The organism is Streptomyces sp. NPDC088745, assembly GCF_044751045.1.
Lineage (GTDB): Bacteria > Actinomycetota > Actinomycetes > Streptomycetales > Streptomycetaceae > Streptomyces > Streptomyces cremeus.
The window spans coordinates 97,249-119,677 of record NZ_JBIVLB010000006.1 but is presented as its reverse complement, the minus strand read 5'-3'; the positions used below and the strand labels follow the sequence as shown (position 1 = coordinate 119,677).

24 protein-coding genes and 1 pseudogene are annotated in these 22,429 nt (G+C 72.7%); 10 read left to right on the top strand and 15 right to left on the bottom strand.

Annotation, left to right across the window (positions count from 1 at the left end; genetic code table 11):
* Window positions 1-11: 11 nt before the first annotated feature.
* Window positions 12-443 (bottom strand): hypothetical protein, encoded by a 432-nt coding sequence (locus ACIP93_RS17995; RefSeq protein WP_401759989.1) that lies wholly within the window; start codon window positions 441-443, stop codon window positions 12-14.
* Between the two features lie 213 nt (window positions 444-656).
* Between ACIP93_RS17995 and ACIP93_RS17990 the strand changes: the two genes are divergently transcribed.
* Both ACIP93_RS17990 and ACIP93_RS17985 read left to right on the top strand, forming a co-directional pair.
* Window positions 657-1,577 carry an NAD-dependent protein deacetylase gene (locus tag ACIP93_RS17990; protein WP_401759987.1) on the top strand — a complete coding sequence of 307 codons (921 nt, stop codon included), beginning with the start codon at window positions 657-659 and terminating at the stop codon, window positions 1,575-1,577.
* A complete protein-coding gene (locus tag ACIP93_RS17985; RefSeq protein WP_401759984.1) occupies window positions 1,577-2,527 on the top strand; it encodes an aldo/keto reductase family oxidoreductase in 951 nt (316 codons plus the stop codon). Before ACIP93_RS17990 ends, ACIP93_RS17985 begins: the two co-directional genes overlap by 1 nt.
* Window positions 2,528-2,542: 15 nt before the next feature.
* Here the strand turns inward: ACIP93_RS17985 and ACIP93_RS17980 are convergent, their stop codons facing one another.
* Window positions 2,543-3,493 carry an RIO1 family regulatory kinase/ATPase gene (locus tag ACIP93_RS17980; RefSeq protein ID WP_345219541.1) on the bottom strand — a complete coding sequence of 317 codons (951 nt, stop codon included), beginning with the start codon at window positions 3,491-3,493 and terminating at the stop codon, window positions 2,543-2,545.
* Between the two features lie 414 nt (window positions 3,494-3,907).
* Here ACIP93_RS17980 and ACIP93_RS17975 point away from each other — a divergent pair, with 414 nt between their 5' ends.
* The gene (locus ACIP93_RS17975) at window positions 3,908-4,360 is read left to right on the top strand and encodes a GNAT family N-acetyltransferase (protein WP_401760605.1); all 453 of its coding nucleotides are present in this window, start codon (window positions 3,908-3,910) and stop codon (window positions 4,358-4,360) included.
* Here the strand turns inward: ACIP93_RS17975 and ACIP93_RS17970 are convergent.
* The 4 genes from ACIP93_RS17970 to ACIP93_RS17955 all read right to left on the bottom strand — a co-directional run bounded on the left by ACIP93_RS17970 (window position 4,348) and on the right by ACIP93_RS17955 (window position 6,834).
* Entirely contained in the window at window positions 4,348-5,514 is a 1,167-nt protein-coding gene (locus tag ACIP93_RS17970) for a spore photoproduct lyase family protein (protein WP_401759982.1), read from the bottom strand. The genes ACIP93_RS17975 and ACIP93_RS17970 overlap by 13 nt on opposite strands.
* A gap of 41 nt (window positions 5,515-5,555) precedes the next feature.
* Window positions 5,556-5,804 carry a DUF6479 family protein gene (locus ACIP93_RS17965; protein ID WP_345219538.1) on the bottom strand — a complete coding sequence of 83 codons (249 nt, stop codon included), beginning with the start codon at window positions 5,802-5,804 and terminating at the stop codon, window positions 5,556-5,558.
* Window positions 5,805-5,938: 134 nt separating this feature from the next.
* Window positions 5,939-6,412, bottom strand: a complete 474-nt coding sequence (locus ACIP93_RS17960; protein WP_401759979.1) for a DUF2267 domain-containing protein — start codon at window positions 6,410-6,412, stop codon at window positions 5,939-5,941.
* Window positions 6,409-6,834 carry an Hsp20/alpha crystallin family protein gene (locus tag ACIP93_RS17955; RefSeq protein WP_345219536.1) on the bottom strand — a complete coding sequence of 142 codons (426 nt, stop codon included), beginning with the start codon at window positions 6,832-6,834 and terminating at the stop codon, window positions 6,409-6,411. The genes ACIP93_RS17960 and ACIP93_RS17955 overlap by 4 nt, the downstream gene beginning before the upstream one ends.
* A 164-nt stretch (window positions 6,835-6,998) precedes the next feature.
* Here ACIP93_RS17955 and ACIP93_RS17950 point away from each other — a divergent pair, with 164 nt between their 5' ends.
* The gene (locus tag ACIP93_RS17950; protein WP_401759976.1) at window positions 6,999-7,682 is read left to right on the top strand and encodes a LysE family translocator; all 684 of its coding nucleotides are present in this window, start codon (window positions 6,999-7,001) and stop codon (window positions 7,680-7,682) included.
* A 2-nt stretch (window positions 7,683-7,684) separates the two neighbouring features.
* On the opposite strand, the gene ACIP93_RS17945 is transcribed toward ACIP93_RS17950, so the two are convergent.
* On the bottom strand, window positions 7,685-8,545 hold the full coding sequence (locus tag ACIP93_RS17945) for an oxygenase MpaB family protein (protein ID WP_380837944.1): 861 nt from the start codon (window positions 8,543-8,545) through the stop codon (window positions 7,685-7,687).
* A gap of 198 nt (window positions 8,546-8,743) precedes the next feature.
* On the opposite strand from ACIP93_RS17945, the gene ACIP93_RS17940 reads away from it, so the two are divergent.
* Window positions 8,744-9,193 carry an SRPBCC family protein gene (locus ACIP93_RS17940; protein WP_345219533.1) on the top strand — a complete coding sequence of 150 codons (450 nt, stop codon included), beginning with the start codon at window positions 8,744-8,746 and terminating at the stop codon, window positions 9,191-9,193.
* Between the two features lie 142 nt (window positions 9,194-9,335).
* Here ACIP93_RS17940 and ACIP93_RS17935 read toward each other — a convergent pair whose 3' ends face one another.
* Together ACIP93_RS17935 and ACIP93_RS17930 are read right to left on the bottom strand one after the other, a co-directional pair.
* Window positions 9,336-9,836 carry a hemerythrin domain-containing protein gene (locus ACIP93_RS17935; RefSeq protein WP_345219532.1) on the bottom strand — a complete coding sequence of 167 codons (501 nt, stop codon included), beginning with the start codon at window positions 9,834-9,836 and terminating at the stop codon, window positions 9,336-9,338.
* A gap of 100 nt (window positions 9,837-9,936) precedes the next feature.
* Entirely contained in the window at window positions 9,937-10,506 is a 570-nt protein-coding gene (locus ACIP93_RS17930; protein WP_401760603.1) for a cysteine hydrolase family protein, read from the bottom strand.
* A 368-nt stretch (window positions 10,507-10,874) separates the two neighbouring features.
* Here ACIP93_RS17930 and ppk2 point away from each other — a divergent pair, with 368 nt between their 5' ends.
* Window positions 10,875-11,939 (top strand): polyphosphate kinase 2, encoded by a 1,065-nt coding sequence (gene ppk2, locus ACIP93_RS17925; RefSeq protein WP_401760601.1) that lies wholly within the window; start codon window positions 10,875-10,877, stop codon window positions 11,937-11,939.
* Window positions 11,940-11,944: 5 nt separating this feature from the next.
* Here the strand turns inward: ppk2 and ACIP93_RS17920 are convergent, their stop codons facing one another.
* Complete coding sequence (locus ACIP93_RS17920) at window positions 11,945-12,613, bottom strand: deoxynucleoside kinase (RefSeq protein WP_345219531.1); 669 nt, start codon at window positions 12,611-12,613, stop codon at window positions 11,945-11,947.
* Window positions 12,614-13,013: 400 nt separating this feature from the next.
* Between ACIP93_RS17920 and ACIP93_RS17915 the strand changes: the two genes are divergently transcribed.
* Window positions 13,014-13,319, top strand: coding sequence for a WhiB family transcriptional regulator (locus ACIP93_RS17915; RefSeq protein WP_345219530.1), 306 nt, complete (start codon window positions 13,014-13,016; stop codon window positions 13,317-13,319).
* A gap of 38 nt (window positions 13,320-13,357) precedes the next feature.
* Here the strand turns inward: ACIP93_RS17915 and ACIP93_RS17910 are convergent.
* Window positions 13,358-14,136, bottom strand: a pseudogene (locus ACIP93_RS17910) (phosphatidylinositol-specific phospholipase C domain-containing protein).
* Between the two features lie 134 nt (window positions 14,137-14,270).
* Here ACIP93_RS17910 and ACIP93_RS17905 point away from each other — a divergent pair.
* The gene (locus ACIP93_RS17905; RefSeq protein ID WP_401759971.1) at window positions 14,271-14,777 is read left to right on the top strand and encodes an NUDIX domain-containing protein; all 507 of its coding nucleotides are present in this window, start codon (window positions 14,271-14,273) and stop codon (window positions 14,775-14,777) included.
* A gap of 30 nt (window positions 14,778-14,807) precedes the next feature.
* Here the strand turns inward: ACIP93_RS17905 and ACIP93_RS17900 are convergent, their stop codons facing one another.
* From ACIP93_RS17900 to ureA, 4 genes are all read right to left on the bottom strand, one after another.
* Entirely contained in the window at window positions 14,808-15,362 is a 555-nt protein-coding gene (locus ACIP93_RS17900) for a TetR/AcrR family transcriptional regulator (RefSeq protein ID WP_401760599.1), read from the bottom strand.
* A 176-nt stretch (window positions 15,363-15,538) separates the two neighbouring features.
* Window positions 15,539-16,579, bottom strand: coding sequence for an agmatine deiminase family protein (locus ACIP93_RS17895; protein ID WP_345219527.1), 1,041 nt, complete (start codon window positions 16,577-16,579; stop codon window positions 15,539-15,541).
* A 111-nt stretch (window positions 16,580-16,690) separates the two neighbouring features.
* Complete coding sequence (locus tag ACIP93_RS17890; protein WP_345219526.1) at window positions 16,691-18,373, bottom strand: urease subunit alpha; 1,683 nt, start codon at window positions 18,371-18,373, stop codon at window positions 16,691-16,693.
* 181 nt (window positions 18,374-18,554) lie between these two features.
* Complete coding sequence (gene ureA, locus ACIP93_RS17885) at window positions 18,555-19,238, bottom strand: urease subunit gamma (RefSeq protein WP_345219525.1); 684 nt, start codon at window positions 19,236-19,238, stop codon at window positions 18,555-18,557.
* A gap of 285 nt (window positions 19,239-19,523) precedes the next feature.
* On the opposite strand from ureA, the gene ACIP93_RS17880 reads away from it, so the two are divergent.
* Window positions 19,524-20,072 carry a helix-turn-helix domain-containing protein gene (locus ACIP93_RS17880; RefSeq protein WP_345219524.1) on the top strand — a complete coding sequence of 183 codons (549 nt, stop codon included), beginning with the start codon at window positions 19,524-19,526 and terminating at the stop codon, window positions 20,070-20,072.
* A 141-nt stretch (window positions 20,073-20,213) separates the two neighbouring features.
* On the top strand, window positions 20,214-22,382 hold the full coding sequence (locus tag ACIP93_RS17875) for an MMPL family transporter (RefSeq protein WP_401759965.1): 2,169 nt from the start codon (window positions 20,214-20,216) through the stop codon (window positions 22,380-22,382).
* Window positions 22,383-22,429: the final 47 nt, after the last annotated feature.

Below are 22,429 nucleotides of genomic sequence, written 5' to 3'. Positions count from 1 at the left end.
GGCGGGGAGCCTCAGGGGTAGACCCGCACGGAGTTCGTGGAGGTCAGGCTGGTCCACAGTCCGGTGCTGCAGTTGTTGACCGTGAGGTCCCAGGCGACGCTTCCGGTGCCGTTGTAGCCGGTGCGTCCCTGGACCTTGGCGCCGCCCGTCTGGCAGTTCTTGACGGTGTAGTCGCCGACGAGGTTGGCGACGTTGTACGTCCCGTAGCGGTAGAAGCTGTAGACCATCGGGTGGTTGGGGCTGCCGTCGAAGATGTCGCCCCGGTAGATGCAGACGTAACCCGGACTGCAGGAGGCGGTCGCCCGCGCCTCGGCGGCCGAGGCCGTCGACGTGGTGGTGAGGGCGGTCGGCACGGCCAGGGCGAGCGCCGCGCCCAGGGCGGCCGGGGCGCGGCCCCTCCGGGTCGCCCGTCGGGGTCGAAGAGGGGTGCGGGTGACGTTCACGTGCTCTCTCCCATTCGTCGTGCCGAGGTACCGCGCGGTACGGAAGTGGTCCGTCCGGAAGCAGTATGGGTCTTCGCCCGGCCTCCGTCACCGGCGCGACGGGGCGAAGGCGCGAACGGGCGCACGCATGACCGGCGGGACGCCGGCGGGCCCGCGACCTGCGGGGCTCCGCGGAGTCCGTGGCCGAGCCACCCTCTTCCGTACCCTGGCAGCATGCAGATGCGCCCCACCTTGAACTGGGTTCCCGACGGTGACCTGCCGCCCGCCGTCTCCGACTGGACGCCCGTCGCCGACCTGCTGGGCCGTGGCGGCGTGCTGGTGCTCAGCGGTGCCGGGATCTCCACGGAGTCCGGCATTCCGGACTACCGGGGCGAGGGCGGCAGCCTGAGCCGCCACACCCCGATGACGTACCAGGAGTTCACCTCCGACCCCCGGGCCCGGCGCCGCTACTGGGCGCGCAGCCACCTGGGCTGGCGGGTCTTCGGCCGGGCCCGCCCGAACGCCGGGCACCGGGCGGTGGCGGCCTTCGCCCGGCACGGCCTGCTCTCGGGCCTCATCACGCAGAACGTCGACGGGCTGCACCAGGCCGCGGGCAGCGAGGACGTCGTGGAACTCCACGGCAGCCTGGACCGCGTCCGGTGCCTGACCTGCGGCACCGTCGAGCCGCGCGGCGCGCTCGCCGTCCGCCTGACCGAGGCCAATCCGGGTTTCGCGCCGGTGGCCGCCGGGATCAACCCGGACGGCGACGCCGACCTCACCGACGCGCAGGTCGGGGACTTCCACGTGGTGCCGTGCACGGTCTGCGGCGGTGTCCTCAAGCCGGACGTGGTGTTCTTCGGCGAGCCGGTCCCGCCGCAGCGGGTCGAACAGTGCCGGGAGCTGGTCCGCGGGGCCGCGTCGCTGCTGGTCCTGGGCTCGTCGTTGACGGTGATGTCGGGGCTCCGGTTCGTACGCCAGGCCGCTCGGGCGGGCACGCCGGTGGTGATCGTCAACCGGGACGCGACGCGCGGCGACCGCGAGGCGCGGGCCCGGGTGGCACTGCCGCTCGGGCAGACGCTCACGGAGGTCGCCGACCGGCTCGGGGTGGAGGTCGACCAGGCGGAACCCGTACCACACCGAGGAGAGCACCACTGATGCCGACCCCGTCCGGCCCCCACCCGCACTCCCGCCCCCTGTACGGCTGCATGGGAATCGGCGGCGCCTGGGACCCCACCCCGTACACGGCGGCGGACATCGCCGAGGCGGAGGCCGCCGTCGAGGCCGCGCTGTCGGCCGGCATCACCGTGTTCGACCACGCCGACATCTACCGGCACGGCAAGTCCGAGGCGGTCTTCGGCGAACTCCTCGCCCGGGACGCCGGGCTGCGCGGCCGCATCACCCTCCAGACCAAGTGCGGCATCCGCCTGCCCGACGGCGACGGCGGCGGCCGGTACGACCTGCGCGGGAGCAGCATCGTGCGCCGCGTCGAGGAGAGCCTGACCCGCCTGCGCACCGACGTGCTCGACGTCCTGCTGCTGCACCGGCCCGACCCGCTGACCGGCCCCGAGGAGATCGCGGAGGCGCTCGGCTCGCTGCACGCGCAGGGGCTCGTACGGCGCTTCGGCGTGTCGAACATGAGCGCCGCCCAGATCGAGCTCCTCCAGGCCCACCTGGACGTGCCCCTCACCGTCAACCAGCTCGAAATGAGCCTGGCCGCCCGCGACTGGGTCGAGTCCGGGGTCCTGCTGAACACCCGGGCGGCGGCCGACAACGGCTTCCCGCACGGCACCGTCGAGTACTGCCAGGGCCGGGGCGTCCGGCTCCAGGCCTGGGGCGCGCTCGCCCAGGGCCGCTACACCGGCCGCGCCCCCTCCTCCCCCGCCGCGCGGCTCGTCTCCGGCATCGCCGCCCGCAGGGGCACGACACCGGAGACGGTCCTGCTGTGGTGGCTCCAGCGCCACCCGGCCCGGATCGCCCCGGTGATCGGCTCCAGCCGCCCCGAGCGCATCCTGCGCTGCGCCGACGCGGTGCGCCGCGCACCGGAGCTCACCCACGAGGAGTGGTACGAGCTCTGGACCGCGGCCCGGGGCGAGCCGCTGCCGTAACGGCGCTCAGGACGCTCAGAAGGCGTGTGCCATCAGCTCCGCGAACAGCGCGTCCTCGTCGGCGTCGAGGCCCCGCGAGCGGAACCAGGCGCAGATGTTGGCGCAGTCGCGCTGGAGGAAGGCCATCCCGTTGAGGTTGCCGACCAGGTCCACGATCTGGGGCAGATCGATGATCACCAGCCGCTCGCCCGCCGCCAGGATGTTGTACGCGGACAGGTCGCCGTGCACGAAGCCGTTCTGCACCATCGTGGCCAACGCGTCGGTGAGCTGCTCGAAGTACGAGGCGAGCAGTGGGGGCGAGGGCCGGACCTGGGCGAGCCGGGGCGCGGTCACCGCCGCGCCCTCCTCGTCGGGAACCGTGATCCACTCCATCAGGATCTCGGTGCCGTCGATCTGGACGGGGTACGGAACGGGCAGCCCGAGGCCCCACAGCCGCACCAGCGCGCCCCACTCGGACACGGCCCACTCCCCGGCCGCGACCTGCCGTCCGAAGGTGCTCTTGCGCTTGAGGGCGCGCTCGTCGCGGGAGCGCCGCATGGAACGGCCCTCGGTGTAGGAGGCGGCGCGGTGGAAGCTGCGGTGTTCGGCGGAGCGGTACCGCTTGGCCGCCATGACCGCACCGGCGTCCGGATCGAGGGGGTCGGCCCGCTCGACGAGGTGGACGTCGGCCTCCTTGCCGGTCTTGAGGACGCCGAGTTCGGTGTCGATCGCGCCCTGCGAGGTCACGACCCAGTCGGGGCGCGGCTCGGGGCCCCGGCTCAGCGGTTCGACGCTGAGCCAGGTCGACCAGCGCTGGCCGTCCTTGAGGTCGTCGTCGTACGCCTGGAAGTCGAAGACGAAGCGTTCGTCGACCTCGCCCGGATCGGCCGCGGGCGGGACCCGGCGGGAGGAGTCGACGGCGGAGAGGTCAGGAAAGGCCGGGAACTGCGGGAACTGGGGGTACTGCGGGAAGTCGTCGCGAGACATCGCTGAAGGTGCTCCATGAGATGAGGGAAGACAGGACTGCGGGCAGCCCGAGAACAGTCGTGATCACGGTCGTGCCTCCTCTCGCGAAGCACCGGGCGGCTCCCGGCGTCCCGCCCATGGTGCGGTGCGGACGCGGGGGCGGCAACCGAATTGATGCGGCGCCCCGCCAACTCCGTCCCGCCGGACTCACCGAGCGGGTGTTATGATCACTTCCTCAGCCTTTCGGGTCCGGACGCTTCCGGCCGAGAGGCTTTTTTTGTGCCCCGAGGCAGCGGGCACGTCTCCGCAGGGCTTCTCCGGGCGTTCCGCCCGGAGAAGCCCTGCCCGCCCCTCCCCCGAAGGAGCCCCGTGTCCGTCTTCTCCGTGCGTCCCGCGTACGAGGCCGACCGCCCCGTGCTGGAGCGTCTCTGGCTGATGTTCCGTCACGACCTGTCCGAGTTCGGCGGGCAACTGCCCTTCGCGGACGGGACGTACAGGAGCGACTGGCTCCGGATGGCCTTCGAGGAGGCCGACCGGGCGCCGTACCTGCTGCTGAGCGGCGAGCACCCCGTCGGCCTCGCTCTCGTCCGCGGGCTCGACGGCACCACGCGTGTGCTGAACGGCTTCTTCGTGGTGCGCGGGGCCCGCAGGTCGGGGATCGGGCTGCGCGCGGTGGCGGAGGTCGTCGCCCGGCACCCCGGCCCCTGGGAGATCGCCTTCCAGGACGCCAACGCGGGCGCCGTGCGCTTCTGGCGCCGGGTCGCCGCCGAGATCGCGGGCGACGCGTGGACGGAGGAGCGCAGGCCGGTCCCGGGCCGGCCCGACCTGCCGCCCGACGTGTGGATCTCCTTCGTACGGCCGGGGCCGCGCCCCCCTCAGAAGGCGTAGCGGACGCGCAGCCAGGGGGCGTGGGTGGTCAGCAGGTGCTGGAGCTGCTCCAGGGAACGGCGTTTGACGTCCGGGGAGTAGCGGACGTTCAGGGCGCCGTTCTGGGAGCGTTTGGTCTCCTGGGCGGCCGGCTGCCAGAGCAGGTCCTCGGCGCGGGGGTGCCAGCCGAGGTTGACCTCGTGGAGCTGTTCGTTGTGGGTCAGCATGATGATCTCGGCCGCCGCCTGCTGCTTCACCCGGGCGGGCAGGACGTCGTCGAGGTGCGTGAGGAGGTCGGCCCAGTCGCGCTGCCAGCCGGGGCGCAGGACGACGGGCGAGAGGTTGAAGTGGACCTCGTACCCGGCGTCGAGGAAGTCGGGGGCGGCGGCGATCCGCTCCGCGACCGGGCTCGTACGGATGTCGAGCACGCGGGCGTCCGCCGACGGCATCACGGAGAAGCGCACCCGGGTGCGGCCCCGCGGGTCCAGGGCGAGCAGGTCGGGGTTGACGAACTTGGTCGCGAAGGACGCCTTGGCCGTGGGGAGGGTGCGGAAGGCAGCGATCAGGTCGGCCGTGTTGTCGCAGACCAGGGCGTCGACGGAGCAGTCGCCGTTCTCGCCGATGTCGTAGACCCAGGCGTGCGGGTCGCACTGGTTGGGCTCCGGTTTGGGGCCCTGGGCGCGGACGTGGCGGCGGACGTAGGCGACGATCGCCTCGATGTTGGTGAAGAGGGTGATCGGGTTGGCGTACCCCTTGCGGCGCGGGACGTAGCAGTAGGCGCAGGACATCGCGCAGCCGTTGGAGGCGCCCGGGGCGATCCAGTCGGCGGACCGTCCGTTGGGGCGCGTCTCCAGGGTGCGCTTCACGCCCAGTACGAGGGTCTCGGTCTTGACCCGGACCCAGCGGGCGACGTTGCCGTCGTTGCCGTGCAGGGAGGGGATGCGCCAGTGGCTCGGCACCTCGGTCACCCGGGCGTCCGGCAGTCTCGCCATGATCTGCCGGCCGCGCGGCGAGTCGAGGGCGGCGGGTTCCGCGTAGACCTCGCGCACGTCGAGCAGGCGGCGGGCCTGCGCGCTGTCGGCGAAGGCGGAGGACCGCGGGGCGGCGTCGGACCAGTCGAACAGGGCCTCCTGTTCGGGCCGGTCCGGCGGCGGCCCCGTGCTCGGCCGGTCCACGGGCGTCTCCTCCGACGAGCGGTATGGGGGGAAGCGAGCCGTCAGCGGTGCGGGTTGCCCTGGTCGGGGTCGTCGTCAATGGTCTGCCAGGTCTCGCCGCGCTGGCTGCCGCCGCTGGGCTGCGGGGGCGACCCGGCGCCCTGTCCGGGCACCTCCGACCGCTTCTTGTTGCCCGCACGACGGCTGCCGAAGAAGAACGCCCCCAGCAGGAAGAGCACCACCACGACGCCCACCACGATCAGCAGCAGCGAAGGCCCGCCCTCGGCGGCCAGGATCTGAGAAGAGTTCATGTCCTCCTGCCTACCCCCGATTCGATCAATCAGCGACCGGAAGGGCGTCCTAAATGGCGCCGCCCCGCCCGCACACGACGGCTCCGGGAACATCGCCCCTGGTCAGGGCGGCATTCCCGGAGCCGGGTGAAAGGTCAGCCCACCGGCACCCGGTTGCGCGGAACCAGTTGGGCCACCCCGAACAGCAGGGCGTACCCCTCCGGGAGCCCGGCCAGGATCCGCTCGCTCAGACGGGGACCCGCCAGCCGGGCGACCTGACGCAGCACGGACCCCGCGTCCCACCGGGCCGGTCCCGGTCCGGTGCCCCGGCGGGCGGCCAGGTCCTGGACGAAGCCGAACCCGGTGAGCGGGCGCGGGCCCGGGGCCCGGGAGACGAGGGCCTCGGCCGCCTCGCGGGGCAGCCGGGCGGCCAGCTCGACCCGTTCGTCCCCGGTGAGCTGCGCCCCCAGGCAGGCCAGCACCATACGGGTGACGTCCTCGGCGTGCGCGGCCGACCGGTACAGGCCGTCGGCCCGCACCCGGGCCACGAACTCGCGGAAGTCCGCTCCGTGCTCCCGGGGCACGGCGTCGGGCGTACGCGTGCGCCCGGGAGTCGCGGTGGCGGTCATGCGTTGATCTGCCGGGGCTGCTCACCCGTGCCGCTGATCGAGATCTTGCGCGGCTTCGCCTTCTCGGTGACCGGGATGCGCAGACTCAGCACACCCGCGTCGTAGCGGGCGTCGATCCGCTCGGTGTCCAGGGTGTCCCCGAGGATCAGCTGCCGGGTGTGGGTGCCCGACGCGCGCTCGGCGGCGATCATCTCGGCGCCCTCCGGGGCGGCGGAGCGGCGCTCGGCGCGCACGGTCAGCACATTGCGCTCGACGTCCAGGTCGATCGACTCCGGGTCCACGCCCGGAAGGTCGAAGTGCACGACGAACTCGTCGCCCGACCGGTAGGCGTCCATCGGCATGGCCGCCGGGTGCGCCGCCGTTCCCCACATCTGCTGGGCGAGCCGGTCCAGTTCACGGAAAGCGTCGGTACGCATGAGCATCACGGTGACTCCTTTTCTCTCTGCGGCTGCGATGCCCTGACGTCTTCTTATATAGCTCACCAACCAGAATGTTGACAAGCCCCGACTCAACTAAAGTGCGGGCCCGGAACCCGGGGTTGGCATCGGCCCGTGGGGGAACCCGCACGCCGACGATCGGAGAGCGGATGCAGGTGGACCTCCTCGGCTTCCTCGGTGTGGTGCTGGTGGCGTACGTGGTGCCGGGACCCGACTTCCTGGTGGTGGTCCGGTCGGCGACCGAGCACCCGTCGAAGGGACGCGCCGCCGGCCTCGGCGCGCAGACCGGGCTGTGCGTGCACATGCTCGCCGCCGCCGTCGGCCTTTCGATGGTGGCCGCCCGCTCCCCCGTGGTCTTCGACGTGATCAAACTGCTGGGCGCGGCCTACCTGGTGTACCTGGGCGTACGGGCCGTCCTCGCCGCCCGCCGCGCCGCCCGGGAGCACCGCACGCACCGGGAGGCGGCTGCGGACACCCCCTTGACTGCTGGGCCGGCTGGGCCGGCTGGGCCGACCGGGGAAGAACCCGGCCGGGGCCGGTGGCGGTCCGGCTTCTCCCAGGGCTTCCTGACCAATGTGCTCAACCCCAAGGCGGCGCTGTTCTTCCTGAGCATCCTGCCGCAGTTCGCGCACGGCACCGGCTCGCTCACCCGGGAGATCTTCTTCCTCGGCGCCCTGGATGTCCTGATCGGCGTGGGCTACTGGTTCGGCCTGGTCGCCGTCGCCGCGCGCCTCCAGGCGTTTCTGGCGCGTCCGAAGGTCCGCCACCGCTGGGAGCTGACCACCGGGTGGCTGTTCATCGCGATCGGCGTGGGGGTGGCGACCGCCGCCTGAGGCTACCGCTGCCGCGCCGGGGCCATCGCCCAGCGGATGACGCCCGTCACCGCCGTCCCGGAGGCCCGGGTCAACGGAGCGAGACGGCGCGGGCCCGCGCTCAGGTCCAGTTCCGTGCGGGCCCAGGCGGGCATCAGCGCGGCCGCGTTCACGGTCAGGGCGCGGTAGGGGACGCGGGCGGGCCAGGGCAGCGGGGGCTCGGTGACGATGAACCGGGCGGCCTCCCGCGCCGCCCGCGTCGCCCGCAGTTCCGGGCGGTATCCGGCGAGCACCTCGCGCAGTTGGGCCACGTCCGAGGGCGGCCGCTCCGCCCCGAGCGCCTCGGCGATGCGGGCCGCGTCCCGGACGTACGCGTCGCAGTCGGCCCGGGACAACGGGTGCGCGCCGAAGGTTTGGTGGGCGGTGAGGAAGCTGTCCACCTCGGCGGCGTGCACCCAGGCCAGGAGGTGCGGGTCGTCCGCGCGGTAGGGGCGGCCGTCCTCGGCCGTTCCCCGCACCCGGGCGTGCACCGCGCGCACCTGCGCGACGGCGGCCGACGCGTCGGCGTCGGTGCCGTACGTGGTGACCGCCAGGAAGGTGCTCGTACGGGCGAGCCTGCCCCAGGGGTCGCCCCGGTAGCCCGAGTGCGCCGCGACCGCGGCCATGGCCAGCGGGTGCAGGGACTGCAGGAGCAGGGCGCGCAGCCCGCCGACGAACATGGAGGCGTCCCCGTGCACGGTCCGGATCGGCCGCTCGGGGCCGAACCAGCGGGGGCCCTCGGTGCCGTGGATGCGTTCCCGGTTGGCCGGTCCGTCCTCCCCGGCCACCTGGGCGAACAGCAGGCCGCCCAGGCGGTTGCGCAGAGCCTCGCCGGTGCGTCGGATCACGTCCGTGCCTCCCCTGTGCCATCGTCGGTGCCTCCAGTGTGCCTCCGGGGACGGGCGTTCACGGCGGCGGATTTCGGATCGGCGCTCATACGCCGGATGTTCCGGGGCAGCAGTGGCCGTGAGGGAGAAGAGCTCCCCGCGACGGCTGGGCGGCAGGTCGCCCGGTTATACGAAGCCGAAGAGGAAGGACGCTCTGTGTCGAAGGTCGAAGAGTCCGTCGAGGTCGAGGTCCCGGTACGCACCGCGTACGACCAGTGGACCCAGTTCGAGACGTTCCCGCAGTTCATGGACGGCGTCGAGCGCATCGAGCAGCGCACCGACCGGCTGACCCACTGGGTGACGAAGATCGGTGGCGTCAGCAAGGAGTTCGACGCCGAGATCACCGAGCAGATCCCCGACGAGCGGGTCGCCTGGCGGGCCGTGGGCGGCGAGGTCAAGCAGGCCGGTGTGGTGACGTTCCACCGCTTGTCCGCGGACCGGACCAAGGTCATGCTTCAGCTCGACTACGAGCCGGAGGGGCTCACCGAGAACGTCGGTGACAAGCTCGGGATCGTCAAGAGCAAGATCACCGGCGACCTGAAGCGGTTCAAGACGTTCATCGAGGACCGCGGCCGCGAGACCGGCGCCTGGCGCGGCCAGGTCTGACCCGGCCGCCGGCCGCGAGCCCTGGAATTCCCGGCCGGAATTCCAGGGGTTCCCGGGCCTCGGGGCGGCCCCCGCGCGAGCACCTCGCGCGGGGGCCGCCCCTTTTTCCGTCCTCGGGTTTTCCATCCTCGGGACTTCTTCCTCAGGACTTCTTGTGGACCACCTTGCGGACGTTCTCCACGCTGCCGCAGTCGTCCTTCAGGTACTCCTCGCGCGCGCTCAGGAAGGCCGAGCCGAGTTCCGTGCGCCGGGAGTCGGCGACGTTCTCGCGGGCCCCGTTGAGGATGGTGCGCTCCTCCTCGTCCAGGTGGTGCGTGACCGCCTCGACCAGTTCCTCCAGCTTCTCGTCCCAGTCGTCGGAGCCGACCTCCTCGACCTCCAGGAGGGCCAGCAGGGCCTCGTTGCCCTCGTCGTGCTCCTCGGAGCCGTGCTCGACCTCTTCGTCGTCGATGTTCTTGTAGCGCTTGAGAGCGGGGTACACCTCGTCCTCCTCCGCCTCCCCGTGCGCGATCAGCAGCGCGGAGAACTCCCGCAGCGCCCCGGCCCGGTCGTCCTCCACGCTGCGCATCCGGCGGAACAGCTCCTCCATCCGGCGGTGGTCCTCCAGGATCAGTTCCACCACGTCCTGCGACTGCTGTGCCACGGTCTTCTCCACATCGGTAGGCGGCAACGTCCCCCCTCGGGTACCCCGTCCCACGCCGTCACCCCCTTCCGACTGGGCCGAATGCGTTTGCGCACCGGTCTCACTGTTCGTGGGACTCGCCGCCGGTGCCGCGGGGGCCGCTGCGGGGGTCGCCGAAGGAGACCTCGTCCGCCTTGACGACGTCGGCGTCCATATTGCGCTCCATCATCTGCAGGGCCGCCTCGGCGAGGTCCTCGTGGATGTGGGCGACCGCGTCGCGCGGGATCGTCACCCGCAGGTGGCGGATGTGCGCGTCTAGGGCGGAGTACAGGACGCACTGCTCGGTGACCTGGCCGCACAGCACGATGTGCTCCCTGCCCTGCTCCCTGAGCAGATAGCTGAGCGGGGTCTCGTAGAAGATCGAGTGCCGGGCCTTGAGGACGAAGAGCGACCGGTCGTCCGGCACCAGCGGACGCACGAGATCGGCGTGCGGCCCCTCCAGCGCCCGGTCGAGAATTTCGCCCTGGTGGGAACGCCACGCGCCGTAGTTGTCGTTGACGTAGATGACCGGGACGTCCAGCCCGCGGGCCCGCTCGATGAGCCGGACGATCGCGGGGAGAGCGGTTTCGGCCGACGGGAGCAGGAGGTGGGCGTCGTCGTGTTCGTAGGTATTGATCATGTCGATGACGATGAGCGCCGTCGGCCCGGTCTCGTCCCGCCCCGTGTCGTCGCGCCCGGTGTCGTCCCGTCCCGTGTCGTGACCCGTGCCCCGGCCGGTGTCCCGTTCCGCGTCCTGCCCCGCTTCCTGTTCCGTGTCCTGGTCCATGTCCTGGTCCATGTCCTGTGCCGTGCCCTGTTCCATGCCCTCCACCTTGCCCTTCGCGTACGCGTTCCGCCCCTTCACCTGCCCAGGACCGCCGCCTTCTCCCGAATCCCCGTGCGTCGCCGGGGGTACGGTCCGGCTTCCCGGGTACTGCGAGGTGGAGCGTCCGCCCCCCGATCCGCTGAGGAGTCCCCGTGTCCCTCCCCGACGAGCAGCCGACCGACCGGTCGACAAGCGTGACCACGTCGACCGCCGCCGCCGAACTGCTGGCCGGACTCCAGGTCGACGAGCAGCGCCCGGAACAGCCCGTGCTGCTGAACGAGGACGGCGGGCCCCTGCAGACCTGGCGGGAGAACTACCCGTACGACACGAAACTGCGCCGCGCGGCGTACGAGCGGCAGAAGCGCATCCTCCAGATCGAGCTGCTGAAGCTCCAGAAGTGGGTGCGCGACACCGGGCAGCGGGTGGTGGTCCTGTGCGAGGGGCGGGACGCGGCGGGCAAGGGCGGCACCATCAAGCGCTTCACCGAGCGCCTCAATCCGCGCGGGGCCAGGGTCGTGGCGCTGGACAAGCCCACCGACCGCGAGCGCGGCCAGTGGTACTTCCAGCGGTACATCACCCAACTGCCCGCCGCCGGGGAGATCGTCTTCTTCGACCGGTCCTGGTACAACCGGGCCGGGGTCGAGCGGGTCATGGGCTTCTGCACGCCCGAGGAGTACCGGCACTTCTACGCGCAGGCGCCGGTCTTCGAGCAGATGCTGGTCGACGACGGGTTCGTGCTGGTGAAGTTCTGGTTCTCGGTGTCGCAGGGCGAGCAGCGCACCCGGTTCGCGATACGCCAGGTCGATCCCGTACGGCAGTGGAAGCTGTCCCCCACCGACCTGGAGTCGCTGGACCTGTGGGACGCGTACACGGCGGCGAAGGTCGACATGTTCCGCGCCACGGACACCGAGCACGCGCCGTGGACGGTGGTGAAGAACAACGACAAGCGGCGGGGACGCATCGAGGCGATGCGGCACCTGCTGCTGCGCTGCGACTACACGGCCAAGGACGAGGAGGCGATAGGCGTCGCCGACCCCCGCATCATCGGGGCCGCCGACACGCTGCTGGAGTCCGGCGAGGCGCCGACCGCCCTGTCCCCGACCCCGCTCCTGTCGCAGCCGGAGGGGGACGGTCCCGGACGCCATCCGGAGACCGGGAGGCCCGGGGAGGCCGAGCGGACCGGGAAGCCGGAGGAGAAGGCGAAGGGGGCCGGGAAGCCGGAGGAGAAGGCGGACGGGGCCGGGAAGACCGAGGGGTGAGCCGCTCAGGCCACTGCCCGGAGCCTGGCCGCGGCCAGGGCCTCCTTGACCTCGCGGGCGACGCGGGCGGCGTCCGCGGGGTTGTTCACCACGTCGGTGCACGTCATGTCCACGACGAGGACGTCGCTGGCCGAGTAGTGCAGGTGCACCCAGTCGTCGTAGCCCGACCACAGCGTGCGGTAGTACTCGACGAGGCCCGCGTCCTGCTCGAAGTCCCGGCCGCGCAGCCCGATGCGGTGCAGCACGGTCTCGAAGTCCGCCTTGAGGTAGACCATCAGGTCGGGGGCCTTGCGGTAGGGCAGGCCCTCGATCTCGCCCATCATCTCGCCGAGCAGGCCCTCGTACACCCGCATCTCCAGGGCGGTGATCCGGCCCAGGTCGTGGTTGACCTTGGCGAAGTACCAGTCCTCGTAGATGGAGCGGTCCAGGACGCTGTCGTCGTTCTTGTACGCCTCCTTGATCGAGGCGAACCGGGTCTGCAGGAAGTAGAGCTGGAGGAGGAAGGGGTAGCGCTTGGCCTGGATCTCCTCGGGGCTCGCCGTGTAGAAGAGCGGGAGGATGGGGTTGTCGTCGACGCTCTCGTAGAAGACGTCGCTGCCCAGCTCCTTGGCGATCAGTTCGGCGACGCTCGTCTTGCCGATCCCGATCATGCCACCGACGCAGATCACTGCCATTCCTCGCTTCTCCCCCGGGGTTCTCGCACGCGCGGCCGGGCGGGCCGGGCGCCCCGCACCGCGGGGAGACGGGCCGGCGGGCCGCGGTGTCCCCCGGGTTGCTTCCCGGTGGTCCCTGCCGGGCCACGCGGCGACGAGTCGCTGCCCCGCGACCGGCTAGAAGCATAGACGACGCCTTGGCCACGGCTCGCGCGCCGGTCCGCGCCCGCCGGGGGCCCGCTCGCACGCGCTCCCGCGCCCGCCGGGGGCCCGCTTGGGCTCGCACGTGTTCGCGAAGGGAGACCGGATGGAGTGGCTGTGCGACTCATGTGTTCCATGTTCGGCTCAACTGGCCTACGTTCGTTGGCACTTGCCACCCGCCGTTGCCGAAGGCGGGTTTCGGGAACGGAGGGGCGGCGCGGTGACGACTGCCGGTGAGGAGTGGGGCGAGCGGGCCAGGTGCCTGTCCCTCGATCCGGACGACCTGTTCGTGGAGGGCGCGGCCCAGAACAGGATGAAATCGGTGTGCGGGAGCTGTCCGGTGCGCACGGAGTGCCTGGCGCACGCACTGGACCGGCGCATCGAGCACGGCGTCTGGGGCGGCATGACCGAGCGCGAACGCCGTGCCCTGCTGCGCCGCCGTCCCCTGGTGACCTCCTGGCGCGGTCTGCTGGAGGCGGCCCGCCGCGAGCACGAGCGCGACAGCCGGGCGTCACGGGCGGGGTGAGGCCGGGCGGGGGGCGGCGGCCCCTCCGCCACCCCCTGTCAGTTGAGCCGGATCAGCGCCTCCACCAGGCCCGGCCTGGTCCGCGGGAAGTCCAGCGGCACGATGCCCGGGCCGCGCCGGCCCCCGGCCTCCGGGCGGCTCAGCAGGGCGTGCACCTTGGGGTTGAGGCGGTCGGAGTTCCAGCGGGGCGGGAGCCCGGCGGCGGCGCTCACGAGGTTGGCGTACTGCTTGCCCGGCCGGGCCACCGCCTCCCGGAACCGGGCCTCGATCCGCGGGTACTTCGCGAACGGCTCGGCCTGGCAGTCGTCCTGGATGTCGGAGACCGAGGAGTCGCCCCAGCGGATTCCGCCCGGCAGTCCGCGAAGAGGGCCCCGAACTCCGCCCCGGAGACCTCGGAGTACTCGTGCTTGACCCGCATCAGCACCGTCTCCGACGGGTGGGCGGCGAGGAAATCGCTGCAGGCGCTCAGCACGTCGTCGAAGTCGAGGCGCTGGTAGACCGCGCCGTGATGGATCGTGTACGAGCCCTCGAAGACTCGGCACCGTATGCCGAGGGAGCGGATGCCGGACGCCAACTGCTGGGCGACGGTGGTGTTCTGGCACTCCGCCCACGGCCCGCCGTACCGCGCTCCCGAGTCGTGGGCGCCGGGCACCGTCAGCGTACGCAGCGGCCGGCCCGCGTCCAGCCCGGCCATCCAGTCCCCCGTGCCGAGGGCCCGGGGGCTCTCACCGGCCCGGGCCGTTCCCGTACCGGCGCGGGCCAGCGCCCCGGCGGCGGAGAGGGCCACCGCCCCTCTGAGGAACCCACGCCGATCCATGCGCAACCCGTCTCCCCGGTGTCGCCGCGGTCACAGGGACGCAGCGAAGCACACCTGACGCCCCGTCAGCCAGGGTGTGCACCGGGCCGGCCTCCCGCTGGCGGCCCCTTCGTCGCGCGCGCAGACTGGTCCGCATGGTCAAGGACAAGGACACGCGCCCCGGCCGGCGCAGCGCCGGCCTCCTGCTCTTCCGCCGCACCGGCACGGCCGGGCCGCAGGACGTCGAGGTGTTGATCGGCCACCTGGGCGGCCCCTTCTGGGCGCGCCGGGACAAGGCCGCCTGGTCGGTCCCCAAGGGCGAGTACGGCCCCGACGAGGAACCGGCGGCGGCCGCCCGCCGGGAGTTCCAGGAGGAGCTGGGTCTGCCCGTACCGGAGGGAACGTGGCTGCCGCTCGGCGAGGTGCTCCAGAACAACGGCAAGACGGTCGTGGCCTGGGCCCTGGAGGCGGACCTCGACCCGGCGGACGCGGTGCCGGGGACCTTCGTCATGGAGTGGCCGCGCGGCTCCGGCGTGCAGCGGGAGTTCCCGGAGATGGACCGCTTCGCCTGGTGCACCCCCGCGCAGGCGGCCGAACGGCTGGTGTCGGGCCAGTCCGCCTTCGTCGACCGCGTCCTCGCACTGGTTCGGCCCTCCTCGTAGCGCCCGGCCCGCTCCTCCGGACGGGGCCGCTCACCCCGTCCGGCCGTTCGGGCTCAGCGTCTCGTCGAAGAAGTCGGCGACGTGTGCCAGGACGTGGGCGCGGTCGGATCCCGGGAGTCCCATGGCGACATGGGTGCTGAAGCCGTCCAGCAGGGCCCGGACGCGGGTGGCGATGCGCTCGGCGTCCACGGCGCGGAACTCGCCCCGGGACGCGCCCTCGACGAGGAGGGCCACCAGGTCGCGGTGCCAGGACAGTTCGATGTCCAGGAGCCGGTCGCGGGCGGCGTCGTCGAGGGAGCGGGCCCGGTTCCAGAGCTCCAGCCAGAGCGTCCAGTGGGGGTCGCGGGGCGCCTGGGGAACGTACAGCCGCACGAAGGCGTCGAGCCGCTCCCGCACCGGGACCTGGCGGGCCAGGGCCTGGCGGCGCTCCACGCCGAGCTGTTCCTCGCTCCACTCCAGGGTGCGCAGCAGCAGCTCGTCCTTGGAGCGGAAGTAGTAGAGGAGGTGGCCGCTGCTCATGCCGACCTCCCGCCCGAGTCCGGCCATGGTCAGCCTGTCGAGGCCGTCCTCGGCGATGGCGGCCATGGCGGCGGCGAACACCGTCTCGCGCGGCGGCGCGGTCCTGCGCCGCCGCGGGGCGGGACCGGACGCGGGACCGGGGCCGGGCACGGAGCCGGGCGGGGGGTCGGCAGGGGCGTTGTTCACTCGTACGTTCTACCTGATCGGTGCGGTACGGAGGGGGGCGGTGCCGTCGGGGCCGGTCAGGCCCCGGCCGTCGGGCGGGCGGGCTGCTGCTGGGTGATGCAGTGGATGCCGCCGCCGCCCGCGAAGATCGTGCGGGCGTCGACGAGCACCACCTCGCGGTCCGGGAAGAGGCGGCGGAAGAGCGCGGCGGCCTCCTCGTCGCGGGGGTCGTCGAAGGCGCACAGGACGACGCCGCCGTTGCAGAGGTAGTGGTTGATGTAGGAGTGGTCGAGCCAGTGGCCCTCCTCGTCCTTCACGCCCGCCGGGGCGGGGACCTCGATGACGGTCAGGGGGCGGCCCTTGGCGTCCGTCTCCGTGCGGAGCTGCGCGGCGATGTTCCGGCAGAGCTCGTGGTCGGGGTGGGCGGGGTCGGGCTGGGAGTGGACCAGGACCACGCCGGGGGCGGCGAACGCGGCGACGATGTCGACATGGCCGAGGGTGCCGTAGCCGTGGGGAGGGTAGTCGCCGGTGAGGCCGCGGGGCAGCCAGATCGCCTTGGTGGTGCCCAGCCGGGCGTGGATCTCGGCCTCGACCTGCTCGCGGGTCCAGCCGGGGTTGCGCTCCGGGCCGAGCTGGACGGTCTCGGTGAGCAGGACCGTGCCCTCGCCGTCGACGTGCAGGCCGCCGCCCTCGTTGACCAGGCGGGAGGCGTGGGTGGGGACGGACGCCAGGTCCGCGACGTGCGCGGCGACCTTGGAGTCGTGCTCCCAGGAGGCCCATTCCTGGGCGCCCCAGCCGTTGAACACCCAGTCCACGGCGGCCAGTCGGCCCGACTCGTCGTCGGTGACGAAGGTCGGCCCGATGTCGCGCATCCAGGCGTCGTCCAGGGCGTGCTCGACGAGGTCGACGTCCGGCCCGAGCAGGGCGGCGGCGCTCTCGGACTGGCCCGGGGCGACGACCATCGTGACGGGTTCGAAGCGGCGCACCGCGCGGGCGACGGCGGCCCAGGCCTCGCGGGAGGCGGCGAGTTCGGCGGGGTCGTGGAAGGTGGTGTTGGGGCCGGGCCAGGCCATCCAGGTGCGCTCGTGCGGGGCCCATTCGGGGGGCATGCGGAACATGGTCGTGTCCTTGTGTCAGGGGGCGGCGGGGCTCAGGGGGGCGGCGGGGCTCAGGGGGCAGCGGGGCTCAGGGGAGCGGCCGGTCAGCCGGACGGTCAGCCGGTCAGCCGGTCAGAGGAAGTACAGGCGGTTGAGCGAGACCGAGTCCGAGGGCTCGGAGCGCAGCGGGTCGCCGTCCAGGGTGACCAGGCCGGTGCGGCCGTCCACGTCGACGGAGCCCGTGCGGGAGTTGCGGAGCAGGTCGGCCGGGCCGATGTTCCGGGTGCCCCGGACGGCGACCCGGCGCCGGCGGGTCGGCATGCTGTCGTTGCCCTGGTCGAGGGCGGCCTGCGCGACGAAGGCGACGGAGAGGTCGGCGGGGGCGGCGCCGTGCGCGCCGAACAGGGGGCCCAGCACGAGGGGCTCGCACGTGTCGGTGGCGGCGTTCGGGTCACCCGTGACCCCGTACGCGGGGAAGCCCGACTTCAGCACCATCTGGGGCTTCGCACCGAAGGAGTCGGGCCGCCAGAGCACGATGTCGGCCATCTTGCCGACCTCCACCGAGCCGACCTCGTGGGCGAGGCCGTGGGCGATGGCGGGGTTGATGGTGAGCTTGGCCAGGTAGCGCAGGACGCGGGCGTTGTCGTCGTCGCCCTCCGCGCCGCGTTCGGCCTTCATCTTCCCGGCGAGCTGGAAGGTGCGGCGCACGGTCTCGCCCGCGCGGCCCATGCCCTGGGCGTCGGAGGAGGTGATGCCGATGGCCCCGAGATCGTGCAGCACGTCCTCCGCGCCCATCGTCCCGGCGCGGATGCGGTCGCGGGCCATGGCGGCGTCGCCGGGCAGGTCCGTCTTGAGGTCGTGTACGGAGACGATCATCCCGTAGTGCTCGGCGACGGCGTCGCGGCCGAAGGGGAGGGTGGGGTTGGTGGAGGAGCCGATGACGTTCGGCACACCGGCCATCTTCAGCACGTTCGGGACGTGTCCGCCGCCGCAGCCCTCGATGTGGAAGGCGTGGATCGTACGGCCTTCCAGGACGCGCAGGGTGTCCTCGACGCTGAGGCATTCGTTCAGCCCGTCGCTGTGCAGGGCGACTTGGACGTCGTGTTCGTCGGCGACGCGCAGGGCGGTGTCCAGGGCGCGGGTGTGGGCGCCCATGTCCTCGTGGACCTTGAACCCCGAAGCTCCGCCCTCCGCGAGCGCCTCGACGAGGGGCGCCCCGTGCGAGGAGGAGCCCCGGGCCAGGAAGCCGATGTTGACCGGCCACGCGTCGAAGGCGCTGAACGCGTGCCGCAGCGCCCACGGCGAGTTGACCCCGACGCCCCACACCGGTCCGAACTCCTGGCCGATGATCGTGGTGACGCCGCTCGCGAGCGAGGCCTCCATGATCCTGGGCGACAGCAGGTGGACGTGCGTGTCGACGGCCCCGGCGGTCGCGATGAGCCCTTCGCCCGAGACGATGGTGGTCCCGGTCCCGACCACCACGTCGACGCCGTCGAGGGTGTCGGGGTTGCCGGCCCGGCCGACGCCCGAGATCCGGCCCTCCCGGATGCCGATGGAAACCTTGCGGATGCCCTGCACCGCGTCGAGCAGCAGCACGTTGCTGATCACCACGTCGCAGGTGTCCCGCACGGCGGCGGCCTTGAGGTGCAGCCCGTCCCGCGCGGTCTTGCCGAACCCGGCGAGGAACTCGTCCCCGGGCGACTGCGAGTCGCTCTCCACGCGCACGACGAGCCCGGAGTCCCCGAGCCGCACCCGGTCCCCGGCGCGGGGGCCGTGCACGGCGGCGTACTCGTAGGGGGTGATGGCAGGGCTCATCGGTTCGCCTCCGTCGGACGGGGGGTGGGTTCAGCGGGCACGGAAGGGGTGGAAGGGGCTGCGGTCCCGGGCCGCCCGGCACCGGCGGAGCCGGCGGGCACGGCACGGGCCGGGGAGGCGGAGGCGTACGGCACCGCCCCGACGGGGCCGGGGCCGGGATCGGGGGCGGCCGGGGGGCGGGTCACAGCGCCGCCCCCAGATAGCCGCACGCCGCCGCCCTGCGCAGGGCCTCCTCCTTGGCGCCCGGCGCGTCGAGCGGGCCGTCGACCAGTCCGGCGAAGCCGATCGCGACGCGGGCGCCGCCGATCGGGACCAGGCCCACCTCGGCGCGCTCGCCGGGGCCGAAGCGGAAGGAGGACCCGGCGGGGACGGCCAGGTGCATCCCGTACGCGGCGGCGCGGGGGAAGTCCAGGCGGGGGTTCGCCTCGAAGAAGTGGAAGTGCGAGGTGACGGACACCGGGACGTCGGCGGTGTTGTGCACGGTGATGCGCACCGTCGCGGCGGGGTCCTCGTAGCCGGGGCCCGGCAGGAGGGCGCCGGGGGCGTCGTCGCCGAGTGTGCCGCCCCGGAAGGGGTCGCTCACGACCGCGAGCCGCGAGCCGTCGTCGAAGACCGCCTCGACGTGGACCTCGGTGACCACGTCGGCGACCCCGGGCAGGACGTCCTCCGGTCCGAGGACTCCGCGCGCCGCCTCGATGGCTTCCGCGAGCCGTCGTCCGTCGCGTGCCGCCTCGCAGACGGTGTCGGCGATCAGGGCGGTGGCCTCGGGCACGTTGAGCCGCAGCCCGCGCGCCCTGCGGGCCCGGGCCAGCTCCGCCGCCCCGAAGAGCAGCAACCGGTCACGTTCGGTCGGGGTCAGTCGCACGCCGTCACTCCTCCACGCACTGTTTAGAACGGCACTCTAAACAGACGGAGGGCCAGAAGGGAAGCGGCGACGTGCAGGTATCCGTGGGAGGCGTCGCCTCGTGCCGCACTTGTTTGACCGCTGCTCAATGCCTGCCTCCGCGCTCGGGCGGCCCGACGGCCCCCTCTCCGTACGGCGGGACGCGCCTGCGTACCCCCCTTCCGGCAGCCCACACGATGGCGCACTTCACACCGCTCGCCTGTCCGATCGGTCAGTTCTGACCGATCGGACAGTTACGGTGGGGGCATGGCACGCCCTGCGTCCGCGATGCGCGGAGACATCCTGAGATCAGCCCTGCGCCTGTTCGCCTCGAACGGGTTCAGCGGTACGTCCCTGCACGCCATCGCGGCCGACGCGGGCTGCTCGAAGGCGTCGCTGATCTATCACTTCAGCACCAAGGAAGCGATCCTCACCGAGCTGCTGACCCCGGCGGGCGAAGAGCTGGCCGCGCTGGCCGCGCGCCTGGACGCCCTGCCCGGCGAGGAGCGCGTGACGGCGACGGTCACCGGCTTCGTGGACCTCGCCCTGCGCTACCGGCGCGAGGTCAAGATCCTCTTCGAAGACACCCCCACGATGATCTGCAACCCCGCACTGGGCGACATCCCGGCCCTCGGCCAACGCCTCGTCGCGGCCATGAGCGGCGGCTCGCAGGAGCCCGGCCGCGTCGTCGGCGCGCACATGGTGCTCGGGGCGGTCTTCGTCACCTGCGCCGGGGAGGTCGACGTGCCCGACGGGGTACTGCGCGAGGAACTGATCGCCGGTGCCCTGCGGACGCTCGGCCACCCTGCCGGGTAGGCCGACCCGAGCGACCCGCGCGACCCGCGCTCCACACGCGACCCGCGCATCCCACGCCCCCCGCGCGCCCGCCCCGACCTCCTCCCCCCTCCGCACCGAACGCCCCTCGTGGCCGTACCGAACCAGGAGTCACACCTCCGCATGGCATCCCTGCTCTACCGGCTCGGCCGGTTCTCCTTCCGCCGCCGGGGCCGCATAGCCGCCGGCTGGCTGGTCCTGCTCGCCCTGCTCGGCACCCTGGCCCTGCTCTTCCATGGCCAGACGACCGACAAGTTCACCATGCCGGGCACCGAGTCGCAGCGTGCCCTGACCTCGCTTAAGGAGGAGTTCCCCGAGGCGAGCGGAACGACCGGCACGATCGTGGTGGCCGCTCCCGAGGGCGAGAAGCTCACCCCGGCCCGGGTCGCCCCGGTCGTGGCCGAGGCCAAGGACGTGCCCGGCGTGCTGGGCGCGATCGACCCCTTCCAGGCGAAGGCCCTCTCCCCCGACCTGCGGTACGCCCTGGTCCAGGTGCAGTTCGACAAGAGCGCCGAGGACGTCACCGACGCCGAACGCACCGCCTACGAGAAGGCCGGCGCCTCCGCGAAGGGGCTGACCGTCGAGCACGGCGGCGAGGTGATGACCGCCAAGGTCGAGGTCGGCTCGACCGAGGCGATCGGCGTCGCGGTCGCGGCCGTGGTCCTCGTGGTCACCTTCGGCTCGCTCGTCGCGGCAGGCATGACCCTGCTCAACGCCCTGATCGGGGTCGGCGCGGGCATGGCCGGGCTCTTCGCGCTCAGCAGCACCGTCGAACTGACCAGCACCGCGCCCGTCCTCGCGCTGATGCTGGGGCTGGCCGTCGGCATCGACTACTCCCTCTTCATCACCTCCCGCTACCGCCAGTACCTCGCCGAGGGCCTGGACGGCGAGGAGGCCGTCGGCCGGGCCACCGGAACCGCCGGCTCCGCCGTGGTCTTCGCGGGCGCGACCGTCGTCATCGCCCTGGTGGGCCTGTCGGTCGTCGGCATTCCGTTCCTGAGCGTCATGGGCCTGGCCGCCGCCGGAACCGTCCTGGTCGCCGTGCTCGTCGCGCTCACCCTGCTGCCGGCCGCGCTCGGCTTCGCGGGCGAGAAGGTGCTGCCGCGCCGGCTGCGCAAGGGGCAGCCCGCCCCGCAGCGCACGGAGCCGTTCGGCTTCCGCTGGGGCCGCCTGGTCGCCCGGCTGCGCATTCCGCTGCTGGTCGTCGGCATCGCCGGTCTCGGCGCGCTCGCCCTGCCCGCGCAGGACATGCGGCTCGCGCTGCCCGACGCGGGCACGGCCGCCGTGGACTCCCCCGCCCGCAAGGCGTACGACCTGACCAGCGAGGGCTTCGGTCCCGGCTTCAACGGGCGGCTGCTCGCGGTGGTCTCCTCCGACGACCCGGCGCAGACCAGGGCCGCGACCGCCCAGGCCGCCGGGCTCATCCAGGACACCCCCGGTGTCGTCGCCGTCGCCCAGCCGCAGTTCAACAAGGCGGGCACCACCGCCCTGCTCCCCGTCATCCCGAAGGCCGGTCCCACCGACGTGGCCACCGAGGACGCGGTGCACGCCATCCGCGACAAGGTCGACCAGGTCAAGGGCGTGGACATCGCGCTGACCGGTGTCACCGCGCTCGGCATCGACGTCTCGGAGAAGCTGTCGGACGCGATGCCGGTCTACCTCGGCCTCGTCGTGGGCCTCTCGGTGCTGCTGCTGATGCTGGTGTTCCGCTCGGTGCTGGTGCCGCTGAAGGCGGCGCTGGGCTTCCTGCTCACCGTCGGCGCGACCTTCGGCATCACGGTCGCCATCTTCCAGCAGGGCCACCTGGCGGACCTCCTCGGCATCGACACGCCCGGCCCGCTGGTCAGCTTCCTGCCGATCCTGCTCATCGGCATCCTCTTCGGCCTGGCCATGGACTACGAGGTCTTCCTCGTCTCCCGGATGCGCGAGGACTTCGTGCACGGCACGCCCGCGCGCGACGCGGTGGTCGGCGGCGTCGGCCACAACGCCCGGGTGGTGACCGCCGCCGCGCTGATCATGACGGCGGTGTTCGGCGGGTTCGTGCTGCTCGACGACCCGATCATCAAGTCGATCGGCTTCGCGCTGGCGGTCGGCGTGGTCGTGGACGCGTTCGTCGTACGGATGACGCTCGTCCCCGCGGTGATGACCCTGCTCGGCCGGGCGGCCTGGTGGCTGCCGCGCCCGCTCCAGCGGGCCCTGCCCGACCTCGACATCGAGGGCGCGAGCCTGGACGCGGCGACGGGCAAGGACACGGGCACCGGGGCCGAGGAGCGCGATGCGGTCCGCGTCTGATCCGCACCCGTAGGCGTATCCGTGCTCCGTACGCGTACGGAAGCGGC

Excerpts from the sequence above, each read along its gene's own strand:
- ACIP93_RS17890 (WP_345219526.1), bottom strand. The coding sequence starts at position 18,373 with ATGAGCCCTGCCATCACCCCCTACGAGTACGCCGCCGTGCACGGCCCC.
- ACIP93_RS17880 (WP_345219524.1), top strand. The coding sequence starts at position 19,524 with ATGGCACGCCCTGCGTCCGCGATGCGCGGAGACATCCTGAGATCAGCC.
- ACIP93_RS17985 (WP_401759984.1), top strand. The coding sequence starts at position 1,577 with ATGCCGACCCCGTCCGGCCCCCACCCGCACTCCCGCCCCCTGTACGGC.
- ACIP93_RS17950 (WP_401759976.1), top strand. The coding sequence starts at position 6,999 with ATGCAGGTGGACCTCCTCGGCTTCCTCGGTGTGGTGCTGGTGGCGTAC.
- ACIP93_RS17975 (WP_401760605.1), top strand. The coding sequence starts at position 3,908 with ATGTTCCGTCACGACCTGTCCGAGTTCGGCGGGCAACTGCCCTTCGCG.
- ACIP93_RS17895 (WP_345219527.1), bottom strand. The coding sequence starts at position 16,579 with ATGTTCCGCATGCCCCCCGAATGGGCCCCGCACGAGCGCACCTGGATG.
- ACIP93_RS17900 (WP_401760599.1), bottom strand. The coding sequence starts at position 15,362 with ATGGCCGCCATCGCCGAGGACGGCCTCGACAGGCTGACCATGGCCGGA.
- ACIP93_RS17965 (WP_345219538.1), bottom strand. The coding sequence starts at position 5,804 with ATGAACTCTTCTCAGATCCTGGCCGCCGAGGGCGGGCCTTCGCTGCTG.
- ACIP93_RS17955 (WP_345219536.1), bottom strand. The coding sequence starts at position 6,834 with ATGCTCATGCGTACCGACGCTTTCCGTGAACTGGACCGGCTCGCCCAG.
- ACIP93_RS17960 (WP_401759979.1), bottom strand. The coding sequence starts at position 6,412 with ATGACCGCCACCGCGACTCCCGGGCGCACGCGTACGCCCGACGCCGTG.
- ACIP93_RS17920 (WP_345219531.1), bottom strand. The coding sequence starts at position 12,613 with ATGGCAGTGATCTGCGTCGGTGGCATGATCGGGATCGGCAAGACGAGC.
- ACIP93_RS17875 (WP_401759965.1), top strand. The coding sequence starts at position 20,214 with ATGGCATCCCTGCTCTACCGGCTCGGCCGGTTCTCCTTCCGCCGCCGG.
- ACIP93_RS17905 (WP_401759971.1), top strand. The coding sequence starts at position 14,271 with ATGGTCAAGGACAAGGACACGCGCCCCGGCCGGCGCAGCGCCGGCCTC.
- ACIP93_RS17980 (WP_345219541.1), bottom strand. The coding sequence starts at position 3,493 with ATGTCTCGCGACGACTTCCCGCAGTACCCCCAGTTCCCGCAGTTCCCG.
- ACIP93_RS17990 (WP_401759987.1), top strand. The coding sequence starts at position 657 with ATGCAGATGCGCCCCACCTTGAACTGGGTTCCCGACGGTGACCTGCCG.